Below are 12,523 nucleotides of genomic sequence, written 5' to 3'. Positions count from 1 at the left end.
ACGTGCAAGGGGGAGAGCCATGAAATATCTTGATTTACCGCCCGTTTGGCTGGCTTTGGCCGCGGCGGTCGTCTGGGCCAGCCGCAGCATTGTGACCATGGGCACCGCAGGGCTGCAATGGGCGGGGATCGCGTTGGTCGCGGCGGGGCTGGCGTTCATGCTGGCGGCGGTGATCACCATGACACGGGCGGACACGACGGTTATTCCGCACCGCCAGCCGCATGCTTTGGTGACGCAGGGTATTTTCGCCCGCACCCGTAACCCGATTTATTTAGGCGACGTTCTGCTGCTGACGGGCCTGTGCCTGTGGTGGCAGGCCCCGCTAGGCTTGGCCACGGTGCCGGTATTTGCCATCTGGATCAGCGCCCATTTTATTTCCGCAGAAGAGGCGCGTTTGCAGGCCGCCTTTGGCGCATCCTTCACAGAATATACCAAGGTCGTGCGCCGATGGCTGTGAAACACCTTGCAACCGTGCTGTTGTGAAATATTGTTGCGTGGAAATGTGGTACCAGCTATGTGGTATACTAGAATACTAAAGAGGGGATAGCCCGTTGAAGATCGGCGCACCAAAAGAAACATACGAGGGCGAGGCCCGGGTTGCGATGACGCCCGCCTCGGCCAAGGATCTGCAAAAGCTGGGGCATGATTGCCTGGTCCAGTCCGGCGCGGGTTTGAAAGCAGGATTTACCGACGACGCGTATCGCGCCGCCGATGTGACCGTGGTTGATGATGCGGCGGCGCTGTTTGCGCAGGCCGATATCATCGCCAAGGTGCGGCCGCCCTCGGACGCCGAGGTTGCGCTGTTGCGGGATGATCAGACGCTGATCTCTTTCTTCTATCCCGGCCAAAACGCAGAGCTGTTGGCCGCTGCCAATGCGCAGGGCGCGACGGTCGTTGCGATGGACATGGTGCCGCGCATTTCGCGGGCGCAAAAGATGGACGCGCTGTCGTCGATGGCCAATATCGCGGGCTACCGCGCGGTGATCGAGGCGGGCAGCAACTTTGGCCGCTTCTTTACCGGTCAGGTGACGGCTGCGGGCAAAGTGCCGCCAGCCAAGGTGCTGGTCGTAGGCGCGGGCGTTGCTGGTCTGGCCGCCATCGGCACGGCGACATCGCTGGGCGCGATCACCTACGCCTTTGACGTGCGGCCCGAAGTGGCCGAGCAGGTCGAATCGATGGGCGCAGAGTTTGTCTTCCTCGACTTCAACGAAGAGCAGACGGACGGGTCCGCGACGGGTGGTTATGCCGCTGTGTCCAGCCCCGAATTCACCGCAGCCCAGCTGAAGAAATTCCGCGAAATCGCGCCCGACATGGACATCGTCATCACGACGGCGCTGATCCCGGGCCGCGACGCGCCAGAGCTGTGGACCAAGGATATGGTCGACGCCATGAAGCCCGGATCGGTCATCATCGACCTTGCGGCAGAACGTGGCGGTAACTGCAAACTGACCGTGAAAGACGAAAAGATCGTCACGGAAAATGGCGTGACCATCGTCGGTTACACCGATTTCCCATCGCGGATGGCGACGCAGGCGTCCTTGCTTTACGCGACAAACGTGCGCCACATGGTGTCCGATCTGACACCAGGCAAAGACGGCGTGATCGACCACAACATGGACGACGACGTCATTCGCGGGGCGACGGCCACACACGAGGGCGAGGTGACCTTCCCGCCGCCCAAACCCAAAATCGCGGCGATTGCGGCGGCTCCGAAGAAGGACAAGCCGAAGGAACTGACGCCCGCTGAAAAGCGCGCGAAAGAGGTGGCGAGCTTTAAGGCGCAGACGAAGTCTCAGGTCACGTTGCTGGTCGTCGGCGGTCTGCTGCTGGCGCTGGTCGGGGCTTTTGCGCCCGAAAGCTTTATGAGCCACTTTATCGTGTTCGCGCTGTCCTGCTTCATCGGTTTTTCCGTGATCTGGGGCGTGGCGCACAGCCTGCACACGCCGCTGATGGCCATCACCAACGCGATTTCCGGCATCGTCATCCTTGGCGCGCTGCTGCAGATTGGCGCTGGCAATTGGATCGTCGTGCTGCTCAGCTTTATCGGGGTGCTGATCGCATCCATCAACATTGTCGGCGGGTTCCTCGTCACGCGGCGCATGCTTGCCATGTTCCAGAAGTCCTGAGGAGGGTTCCATGTTTTCAGTAGGTATCACATCGGCGGCCTATATCGCGTCCGCTGTTCTGTTCATCCTGGCCCTTGGCGGCCTGAATAACCAAGAATCCGCCAAGCGGGCGGTCTGGTATGGCATCGCCGGCATGGCTATCGCGGTGGTGGCGACGGTCTTTGGACCGGGCGTTTACAACGTGTTCCTGATCCTGATCGCCATCGCGGCGGGCGGCTTTGCGGGCTACTATGTGGCTGGCAAGGTGCAGATGACCGAAATGCCGCAACTGGTCGCGGCGCTGCATTCCTTTGTGGGTCTGGCAGCCGTGTTCATCGGCCTGAACGCCGACATCATGTTGCACGCTGTGCAGCAGATGCAGGCGGCAGCGATGGGTGTGCCGACGATTGCGGACGGTCATACCGTCGCGATCCCGGCAGGCACAGAGCTGACGGGCTTTGGTGAAAAACTGTGGCACAAGGATGCGGTGGAAATCGCGATCCTGAAGGTCGAAGTCTTCCTTGGTATCTTTATCGGTGCGGTGACGTTCACAGGCTCTATCGTGGCCTTTGGCAAGCTGGCCGGTAAGGTCGACGGAAAGCCGAAAAAGTTGATGCTGCCAAGCGACGAGAACGCGGTTCCCTTTATCTCTGGCCACTATCTGAATGCTGCGGCGCTGATCGTGTCGGTGCTGCTGGGTATCATGTTTGCGCAGGGCGCTGGCATCTGGACGATGGTTCTGGTGACGCTGATTGCGGGCTTTATCGGCTGGCACCTGATCATGGGCATCGGCGGCGCGGATATGCCGGTCGTTGTGTCGATGCTGAACAGCTATTCTGGCTGGGCGGCAGCGGCGATTGGTTTCACGCTGGGCAATGACTTGCTGATCGTGACGGGTGCGCTGGTCGGCTCGTCCGGTGCGATCCTGTCGTATATCATGTGCAAGGCGATGAACCGGTCCTTTGTGTCGGTGATCCTGGGCGGCTTCGGCGGCACCACGGGGCCTGCAATGGCGGTCGAGGGCGAGCAGATTGCCATCGACGCGGACGGTGTGGCGTCGGCGCTGAACGAAGCGGATAGCGTCATCATCATCCCCGGTTACGGCATGGCCGTGGCGCAGGCGCAGCAGGCGGTAAGCCAGCTGGTGACCAAGCTGCGGGCGCAGGGCAAAACTGTGCGTTTCGCGATCCACCCGGTTGCGGGGCGTCTGCCCGGCCACATGAACGTGCTGCTGGCAGAGGCGAAGGTGCCTTATGACATCGTGATGGAGATGGACGAGATCAACGACGATTTCCCCACCACCGACGTTGCCATCGTTATCGGGTCCAATGACATCGTGAACCCGGCGGCGCAGGATGATCCCAACAGCCCCATCGCTGGCATGCCAGTGCTGGAAGTCTGGAAGGCCAAGCAGGTCTTTGTGTCCAAGCGCGGGCAGGGAACCGGCTACTCCGGGATCGAAAATCCGCTGTTCTTTAAGGACAACACGCGGATGTTCTATGGCGACGCGAAAAAGTCGCTGGAAGAGCTGCTGCCAAAGATCGACTGATCTAAGGCCCGCCCTTTTCGTTTCGACCCAAAATTGGAAAATGCCCGCAGCGTGATAGCTGCGGGCATTTTGCGTTAGTCGAATGTATAGGCCAGGCGCAGGCCGCCCCAATGCTGGCCGCCCGCTTTGATAGGGGCAGAGACGTCTTTCATCATCACGAATTGCCCGCCGCCCATATCCCGGCGGTAAACTTGCAGCAAAAACGGGGCTGTGCTGCGCCCGGATTTCAAGCCCACCCGGTCGTCAAAGATCCGCCGATTGCGGCAGTTTGCGCCATTCCAGACCGGATCGCGCGAGGGCGGCTGCGAGAATTTCGCATTATGGGTCGGCAAATAGCCGCGCTGATCAATCGCGGCGCAAAACACCACGCGCGGGTCCAGATCAAAGGCTGGTTCCTGCACGGCTGGCAGCGTCTTGTCGGTAAAGGCGGTAAAGCGGGTGCGGAACTGCTGGGGATCGGTGCCGGTGATCGGCTCGTAGTTTGCATCGAACAGATCGCGCAGGGAAATGCGGCCTGCGGCAAGCGCCTCGTCCCAGATCGCGCCGATGCGGGCGGCGGCGGTTTGCACAAAGGTGATGAAGGGCGTGTCGATTGACGCCCCGCCGATCAGGGCGGCGGCCTGCACGATGGCTTCGCTGCGCGCGATCAGGGCGGTGCTGCGGGTGGTGGCTTGCGTGACGCCTTCACCCGTTTGGCTGGCCAGTTTCGACAGGCGGCTAAAGGCGGGCACAAAGGCTTTGGTGGCGGCGTCGACCTGCGCCGCTTGGTTGGCGATGACGCCGGACTGTTCCGTCGTCGCCCGGATAGAACTGGCGATATCCATCAGTGCCTTATCGGTGGCCGTGGCGGCGTCGATGACGGACCGGGCATCGGTGGCCACGTCTTGCGATTCGCAGTGCAGGACCTGAAAGGTCTGCGTCAGGTGCTGCGTCTGCTCTGTGACCTTTTCCGCCGCGGCAGAGGTTTTGTGCGACAGCTCTTTGATCGCGTCAGCGACCACGGCAAAGCCGCGCCCGGCGTCGCCCGCGCGGGCGGCTTCAATCCGGGCGTTGATCGCAAGGATATTCACATGCACCGCGATATCGGCAATCTGCGCATTCGCGGCGGCGACCGCGTTCAGGGAATCGCGTACCTGCGCGATGCGATCCTCGAAATCTGTGACCCAGCGCGACACCGCTTTCGACGTATCAGCAGAGGCACGCAGCGTCGCGACAGAGGTATCCACCGCATCAAGGCTGGCCTGCGCCGATGTGGTCAAAAGCGCGGTGGTCTGACCCATGGTGTCAGAGGTCTGGTTCAGCGACCGCAGCGCGGTTTGGCTATCGGCGAGGGTGCGAAGCTGTTCGTCCGCCGTCTGGTGCAGGTCGTCCAGAAACGCGGCAATATTGACGATTTCGGACCCCAGCCCCGATATCAACCTATTCAAGCGAGAGCTGTCACCGCCGCCGCTGGTCGTTGGGCCTGCCGATACCGATACCGTAGGCGGCGGGCGGGGGTGTGCGGTCATACGCGGGGTCCGTCATACTGAGTGCGATTTCAGTAAGACGTAGCGATGATTGGTTTTGAATCGGTAAACGCGGGCCAGTCTGTGCGCGTTTGCGCGCCGTTTAAAGCGCCGCGTCGCGCCATGTGCCGGGGGCCAGATCGTCCAGTGTCCAATCGCCGATCTGCCAGCGCACAAGGCGTAGCGTCGGGTGGCCGACATGGGCGGTCATACGGCGGACTTGGCGGTTGCGGCCTTCGGTGATGGTCAGTTCCAGCCAGCAATCGGGCACGGATTTGCGGAACCGCACCGGGGGATTGCGCGGCCACAGGTCCGGGGTGTCGATGCGCCGCACCTTTGCCGGGCGGGTTGGACCGTCCTTTAATGTCACGCCGCTGCGCAGGGCAGACAGGGCCGCGTCATCAGGCGTGCCTTCGATCTGTACCAGATAGGTTTTCGCCGCCTTATAGCGCGGATCACTGATGCGGGCCTGCAGCGCGCCGTCATCGGTCAGCAAAAGCAGCCCTTCGCTATCGCGGTCAAGACGGCCTGCAGGGTAAACCTTTGGCACATCAATGAATTTCGACAGGGTCGGGCGCGGCGAGGGGCTGTTCGCATCGGTGAATTGCGACAGAACATCGAAGGGTTTATTGAACAGGATCAGACGCGTCATGGGCCGCGTGTAGCGCGCCGCGGGGCGCGGTGCAAAATAAATGCACGCAGCGCAAAATACCCACTTGATCGACGCCGCGCTTTGCCTCACATGCGCCTTCATAGACGCCAACGCACGCGCCTCTGACCTGCAGTTTTGCAATGTTCACGCAGCGACGGTAACGTCTCCCTTGGAACTGAGCGGTCTCGGAAAGGTTGATACCTTCCAATGGCCGAGTCTACTGGAGATGACCATGATTGCATCAACTGCTGGCGCTGCGGCGCCTGTTCGTGTCGCCACCCCAAAACTGGACGCTTATGTCGCCGGGCGCGCATTCGATAAACCGACCCTGATCATCGACTGCGACCGCGTCGAAGAGCAGTATAATGCGCTGAAGGCTGGCCTGGGTCATGCGGACATCCATTACGCCGTCAAAGCGAACCCCGCCAAGCCGGTGCTGGAACGCCTCGTTAAGCTTGGCTCGCATTTCGATGCGGCGTCCAAAGGCGAGATCGAGATGTGCATCGCCGCTGGCGCGCACCCCGACACGATTTCCTATGGCAACACGATCAAGCGTGCCTCTGACATCGCTTGGGCACATGCCGCTGGCATCACCTTGTTTGCTGCCGACGCCGAAGAAGAGCTGGATAAGATCGCCGAACACGCCCCCGGCGCGTCGGTCTACATCCGCCTGATCGTCGAAACGTCAGAGGCCGACTGGCCGCTGACCCGCAAGTTCGGCTGCGACGCAGGGCTGGCGCTGGTGCTGCTCGACTACGCCAAAGAGGTCGGCCTGACGCCTGTTGGCTTCTCTTTCCACGTTGGATCGCAGACCCGCCGGGCAGAGATGTGGACCCCCACGCTGGACCAGATGAGCGACATCTGGAAAGCGGCGAAGGACGCGGGCCACGAGCTGACCTTGCTGAACATCGGCGGCGGTTTCCCTGCGTTCTACGGCGAAGCGATTGACACACCGACGGTCTATGCGTCCCGCGTCATCGCGCTGGTGGAAGAAAAGTTCGGCCATATCCCCCGCGTCATGGCAGAGCCCGGCCGCGGCATGGTGGCCGAAGCTGGCGTCATCGCCTGCGAAGTCATGCTGGTCAGCCGTAAGTCTGACCGCGATGTGCACCGCTGGGTGTATCTGTCGATCGGCCGCTTCTCTGGTCTGGCTGAAACAGAGGGCGAGGCGATCCGCTATCAGTTTGAGACCGACCGTGACGGCGACGCTGTGGGTCCGTGCATCATGGCGGGTCCGTCCTGCGATAGCGCCGACGTGCTGTATGAAAAGCGCCCGATGAACCTGCCGCTGACACTAAAGTCCGGCGACCGGGTGCTGATCCGCAACACCGGGGCCTATACCTCGACCTATTCTTCGGTCTGTTTCAACGGCTTCCCGCCGCTTGATGTGGTTGTGATCTAAGCACTTTCCCGAAATTTTCGGCACGGCTGGCGGCGCACTGTATACCACGGTGCGCCGCTAAGCATTTGTGGATGCACGGTTTTTTGTTTTGCACGGCAGCAAAGGCGGCTAGACTAGGCGGTAAACCAGCCTGAAAGCGCCCTCTATGCCCGATATCCAAGACCACCCTTTGCGTTATACCATGGCGAACGAGCTGCACGCGCGGCCTTTCCCGGTGGTGCAGGCCCCGGCGCGGGCGGCGTATCTGGCGATTAAACCGGCGCAGAATGCCGCCGGGCGGGACCGGAATGCGGACCGGGTGCATTTAATTGCGCTGCTGGACCGCTTTGGCGCGGCGCATCCCCAGCCGGGGGCGACGCATTATTCGGGCCAGATTGGCAAGCACCTGCTGAAATGGGAAAGCCATACGGAATTCGTGACCTTCACGGTGTTCGCGGATGGCGTCGCGGATCGGCCTTATGATGCAGCATCGTTTGCGGTGTTTCCTGACGATTGGCTGCGGCAGGCGCCGGGGGTGCGGATCACCTCTGCCTTGATCCGGGTCGAGGCACTGTCGGATGACGCGGCGGTTGCGGATAAGGTGGACGACTGGTTCGTGCCCGAAAGCCTTGCCATCAGCCATGTGCTGGACGGAGAGTTGGTGATCGCATCGGATTTCCGCATCGATACCGGCGGGCATATGCGCTTTGCCATCTTTGCACGCCCCGAAGCAGGTTCGCGGCGCACGGGCCGCGTCGTGCAACGCTTGTGCGAGATTGAGACCTACAAGGCGATGTCGATGCTGGGCCTGTCCCGCGCCCGCGATCTGGCCCCGCAGATGAGCGCGATTGATAACCGGCTGACGGCCCTGCTGTCGGAAATGTGCGGCCCCGTGGGCGAGCCTGCGGCGCTGCTGCAAAGCCTGCTGACAGTGTCGGCAGAGCTAGAGAATATCGTGGCGCAATCGGCGTTCCGCTTTGGCGCGACGGGGGCCTATGAGACGATCGTGAACCAGCGCATCGCCGTGCTGCGCGAGACGCGGTTCGCCGGGCGGCAGACCTTTGGCGAATTTATGATGCGCCGCTTTGATCCGGCGATGCGGACGGTGAAATCGACCGAAGCGCGGCTAAAGGCGATGTCGGACCGCGCGTTGCGGGCGGGCGATCTGCTGCGCACGCGGGTGGATGTGGAACGATCGGCCCAGAACCGCGATCTGCTGGAAAGCATGGACCGGCGGTCTGACCTGCAACTGCGCTTGCAACGCACGGTCGAAGGGCTGTCCGTCGTGGCGATCAGCTACTACGCGGTCAGTTTGGCGATGTATATTTTGGGACCGCTTGAATACCAGCTGGGTATTTCCAAGACGGTCATGGCCTCGCTCGTGACGCCTGTTGTGTTGATCGGCGTCTGGCTGATGCTGCAGCGGTTGAAAAAGCATCTGGAGTAGGCGTCGTGCCCTAAGACTTTTCGCGGTGAAAAGTCTTAGGGCTGGGAAAAGTCTTCGGGTGCTAAAGACCACGGATGCGCGGGTCGAGGGCGTCGCGTAGACCGTCGCCGATATAGTTCACCGCCAGCACCGTGAGCGAGATCGCCAGACCCGGCAGCACAACACGTTCGGGGAAGGCGGTCATACGCGGCACGCTATCGGCGAGGATTTTACCCCATGTCGGAAAGTCTGGCGGAAAGCCAAGGCCAAGAAAGCTAAGCGCGCTTTCCGTGATGATCGCGGTGGCAAGGCCCAGGGTGGCGCTGACCATGATCGGCGACAGCACGTTGGGCAGCAGGTGCCGCGTAATGATGCGGCGGCTGGGCGTGCCGATGCTGCGGGCGGCAAGGACGTATTCCCGTTCTTTCAGCGCCAGCACATCGCCGCGCACGATGCGGGCGGTGTGCATCCAGCTGGTGATGCCGATGCCCGCGACGATCAGGATAAAGATGCCTTGCTCTGGCCCAAAGGCGCTGCGCAGCGGATCGCGGAATAGCAGCATCATCACCAGCAGCAGTGGCAGCAAGGGCAGGGCAAGGAACAGGTCGGTCAGGCGCATCAGCAGCCCGTCAAGGCGGTTGAAGTAGCCTGCGATCACGCCGACGAAGGTGCCGATCAGGATCGCGAGGATCATCGCGGCGGCCCCGACGGCAAGGCTGATCCGGCCGCCCTGCATGATCTGCGCCATCAGGTCGCGGCCAAGGTTATCGGTGCCAAAGGGGTGGGCCCAGGCGACCTTTTCCGCGCCCCACAGGGCGTTGATGATCGGGCGCAGGTCCTTGTTGCGGATATCCAGCGCGGCAGGGTCCAGCCGCCAGACCAGCGGGCCTGCAAGCGTAAACAGGATGATGGCGATCAGAAAGACGAGCGAGGCCACAGCACCCTTGTGGGTGCGGAACTGGTCCCAAACGTCGAGCCATTGGTTGCGGGCCTTGACTGCCTCTACGGGGGCGGTGGGATCGCCCGCCACCAGCAAGTTGTCAGCATCAGCGTGGGGGTCACGATTAGTCATAGCGGATCCTTGGGTCGAACACGCCATACAGGACGTCGGCAATCAGGTTGAACATCACGATCAGGATCGCAAAGAGGAAGGTCAGGGTCATCACCATCGGAATGTCATTGCCTTGCAGGGCGATGATCAGCAACTGGCCAAGGCCGTTCACCTTGAAAATCTGCTCTGTGATGATCGCGCCGCCAAAGATGGCGGGGATGCCAAGGGCGATGACGGTGATGACGGGGATCATGGAATTGCGCAGCACATGGCGCATGACGACAACGCTTTCCTTCATCCCCTTGGCGCGCGCTGTGCGCACATAGTCTTGGCCAAGGTTATCCAGCATGGACGCCCGCATGTAGCGGCTGACCTGCGCGGTGGTTTGCAGCGCCAGCACCATGACGGGCATGACCATCTGCATCAGCTGCACCTTAAAGCTGGCCCAGTCGTTGACGACGTGGGTGGTGTCATAAATCGACGGCAGCCAACCGAGTGTGACCGAGAAGATCACGATCAGCAGCACGCCGGAAAAGAACGGCGGCACCGAAAAACCGATCATCGACACGAAGGTGCCGACTTGGTCGAACACCGAATACTGGCGGTAGGCGCTGATGATACCGATGGGCAGGGCGATCAATACGCCGACGACATAGGACATGCCGACGACCCACAGGGTCTGGGGCATGCGCTGTGCGATGGTGTCAAACACCGGGCTGCGCGATTGAAAGCTGATGATGCGCTGTGCGCCATCTGCGAAATTCGTGCCAAAGGCGCTATCGAACCAATACTGCGGCTCTACGATAAAGAATTGCTTAAGCCAGAGGGGGAAGCGTATCCACCACGGCTCCCCCAGTCCCAGCGCAAGGCGCATTTTCTCTTTGACCTCTGGCGGGATGGTCAGGGGCATGTTCGCCATGGGATCGCCGGGGGCGAGTTCCAGCAGCATGAAGATCACGAAAGCGATGAACAAAAGCGTCGGGATCGAGATCAGCAGCCTGCGAAAGGTGTAGGTCAGCATTGCGGGGGGCGCCTTGGTTCAGGGCTTTGCGGGCAAAGCGGCAGACAGGAAAACGGCGGGGCGGGGGATAATCCCCGCCCGCGCCAAACGGAAGACTTATTCCTTGATGCGGTACCAGTCGGCTGCGTTCCACAGCTCTGAGTCCCATGTGTTCAGCAGCACGCCGCCAAGGGTGTTGGCGTGGGCAGACACGCGGCCACGGTCGACCAGCGGCACGATCGTCATGGATTCTTTGGTGACCATGTCGTTCAGCTTTTTGGCGATGCGCGAACGCTCGTCCAGATCGGCGGTGCCGTTCAGTTCAGCCACCAGCGCGTCGTATGCTGGATCGCAATAGCGGTTGATGTTCTCGCCCTGCCAGCCAGAGTCCGGGCGCGGTGCCTTTTCGCAAGTGTAGGACGCGAGGTAGGACGCAGGATCGGTGCCGTCAAAGTTGTTGGCGTACATTTCCACGTCGGCATAGAATTTCTGGAAGGTATCGGGCGAACCCGGATCACCGCCAAAGAAGACCGAACCGTCGATGTTGCGCAGCTCGACAGAGGTGCCGATCTGCTCCCACCAGTCTTTGATCAAGGCTTGGAAGTCCTGACGCACAGCGTTGGTGGACGACTGGAACAGGATGTTCATTTCCACGCCGTCTTTGTCGCGGATGCCGTTGCCGTCGGTGTCGGTCCAGCCAGCTTCGTCCAGCAGCGCCTTGGCACCGTCAATGTCCTGCACCAGGCAGTCGGTGTTGTCGGATGCGTACATTGCAGGGGCAGGGACCAGGTTACAGGTCGCACGGCCTGCATCGCCGTAGCCGACTTCAACCAGCAGATCGCGGTCGATGGCCATGGACAGGGCGCGGCGGACTTTTTCGTCCGACAGGAACGGGTGCGGGTGTGCAGCGGTTGCACGCTCGCCCTCGGGCAGATCGGATGACGGATCGGTCATGTTCATCTCGATCCGCTCGACCAGTGTGCCGAATGCGGACACAGGTGTGCCGACGCCGCCGTCAGCCATGGCTGCGATGACATCGGGTGCCAGCTGCAGGTTCCAAGCATAGTCGAATTCACCGGTTTGCAGCACAGCGCGGCCAGCAGCCTCTGCGTCGCCGCCCCCTTTGAAGGTCACGGTCTGGAAGGCCGGCTTCATCGGGTCACGGTAGTTGGAATTGGCTTCCAGCTGGATCACGTCGTTGGTGCGGAAATCCGTCACAACGAAGGGGCCGGTGCCGATGGGCATAAAGTTCGCGTCGGTGCATTCCGGCGCGCGTGTGCCTGTGCATTCGGCGAATTGTGCGGCCTGAATGATGGGCGACTGGTTGCCCATGAAGGGACCATATGGGTTCGGGGTTGGCGCGGCAAAGTTCACCTTGACCGTCAGATCGTCGATGACTTCGACGGACTCGACGCCTTCGAACTTGGCCAGCTGCGCGCAGCCGCCTTCGGGGTCCATGCAGTAATCAGCGGTGAACTTAACGTCGGCAGAGGTGACGGGCGTGCCGTCGGACCACAGCAGACCTTCGGACAGCTTCCACGTGATCGAGGTCAGGTCTTCGGCCACGCCGCCATTGGCGACGGTGGGGATTTCGTCAACCAGCCAAGCAACAGGTGCGCCGGTTTCGTCATAGCGGCCAAGGGGTTCGGTGACCAGCGAAGCGGCCTCGATGTCCTTGGTGCCGCCCGACAGATAGGCGTTCATGATGGATGGCGCTTGCCAATAGATGATGCCAAGCGCGCCGTCACGGCCCCGCTCGCCTTCGTGGGCGGCTGCATTTGCCATTTGGCCAAAGGCCATCGTGGCGGCAGCGCCCATGAGCATTGTTTTCATTTTCATCAGGTAACTCTCCCT

The 12,523-nt window shown here is 61.4% G+C and carries 10 protein-coding genes; 5 read left to right on the top strand and 5 right to left on the bottom strand.

Features of this window, described 5'->3' with window-relative positions:
- Positions 1-19: 19 nt before the first annotated feature.
- The 3 genes from KBW81_RS09595 (at position 20) to KBW81_RS09585 (ending at position 3,654) form a co-directional block, all read left to right on the top strand.
- Positions 20-457, top strand: a complete 438-nt coding sequence (locus tag KBW81_RS09595; RefSeq protein WP_254247001.1) for a methyltransferase family protein — start codon at positions 20-22, stop codon at positions 455-457.
- A 94-nt stretch (positions 458-551) separates the two neighbouring features.
- Entirely contained in the window at positions 552-2,126 is a 1,575-nt protein-coding gene (locus KBW81_RS09590) for a Re/Si-specific NAD(P)(+) transhydrogenase subunit alpha (protein WP_090191257.1), read from the top strand.
- Between the two features lie 10 nt (positions 2,127-2,136).
- Positions 2,137-3,654, top strand: a complete 1,518-nt coding sequence (locus KBW81_RS09585; protein ID WP_254247000.1) for an NAD(P)(+) transhydrogenase (Re/Si-specific) subunit beta — start codon at positions 2,137-2,139, stop codon at positions 3,652-3,654.
- A gap of 74 nt (positions 3,655-3,728) precedes the next feature.
- Here KBW81_RS09585 and KBW81_RS09580 read toward each other — a convergent pair whose 3' ends face one another.
- Positions 3,729-5,162, bottom strand: coding sequence for a methyl-accepting chemotaxis protein (locus KBW81_RS09580; protein WP_254246999.1), 1,434 nt, complete (start codon positions 5,160-5,162; stop codon positions 3,729-3,731).
- 100 nt (positions 5,163-5,262) lie between these two features.
- The gene (locus KBW81_RS09575; RefSeq protein ID WP_254246998.1) at positions 5,263-5,811 is read right to left on the bottom strand and encodes an rRNA large subunit pseudouridine synthase E; all 549 of its coding nucleotides are present in this window, start codon (positions 5,809-5,811) and stop codon (positions 5,263-5,265) included.
- A 226-nt stretch (positions 5,812-6,037) separates the two neighbouring features.
- Here KBW81_RS09575 and KBW81_RS09570 point away from each other — a divergent pair, with 226 nt between their 5' ends.
- Both KBW81_RS09570 and KBW81_RS09565 read left to right on the top strand, forming a co-directional pair.
- Positions 6,038-7,213, top strand: a complete 1,176-nt coding sequence (locus KBW81_RS09570) for a type III PLP-dependent enzyme (RefSeq protein ID WP_392338515.1) — start codon at positions 6,038-6,040, stop codon at positions 7,211-7,213.
- 145 nt (positions 7,214-7,358) lie between these two features.
- A complete protein-coding gene (locus KBW81_RS09565) occupies positions 7,359-8,639 on the top strand; it encodes a DUF3422 family protein (protein ID WP_254246997.1) in 1,281 nt (426 codons plus the stop codon).
- Positions 8,640-8,700: 61 nt separating this feature from the next.
- Here the strand turns inward: KBW81_RS09565 and KBW81_RS09560 are convergent, their stop codons facing one another.
- The 3 genes from KBW81_RS09560 to KBW81_RS09550 form a co-directional block, all read right to left on the bottom strand.
- Positions 8,701-9,690, bottom strand: a complete 990-nt coding sequence (locus tag KBW81_RS09560) for an ABC transporter permease (RefSeq protein ID WP_254246996.1) — start codon at positions 9,688-9,690, stop codon at positions 8,701-8,703.
- Positions 9,683-10,690, bottom strand: coding sequence for an ABC transporter permease (locus tag KBW81_RS09555; RefSeq protein WP_090187237.1), 1,008 nt, complete (start codon positions 10,688-10,690; stop codon positions 9,683-9,685). The genes KBW81_RS09560 and KBW81_RS09555 overlap by 8 nt, the downstream gene beginning before the upstream one ends.
- A 96-nt stretch (positions 10,691-10,786) precedes the next feature.
- A complete protein-coding gene (locus KBW81_RS09550; RefSeq protein WP_090187242.1) occupies positions 10,787-12,508 on the bottom strand; it encodes a peptide ABC transporter substrate-binding protein in 1,722 nt (573 codons plus the stop codon).
- Positions 12,509-12,523: the final 15 nt, after the last annotated feature.

The sequence above is a fragment of the Loktanella salsilacus genome, assembly GCF_024206795.1.
Taxonomy (GTDB): Bacteria; Pseudomonadota; Alphaproteobacteria; order Rhodobacterales; family Rhodobacteraceae; genus Loktanella; species Loktanella salsilacus.
The sequence above is the reverse complement of the archived record's forward strand: the minus strand, read 5'-3'. Positions and strand labels throughout refer to the sequence as shown.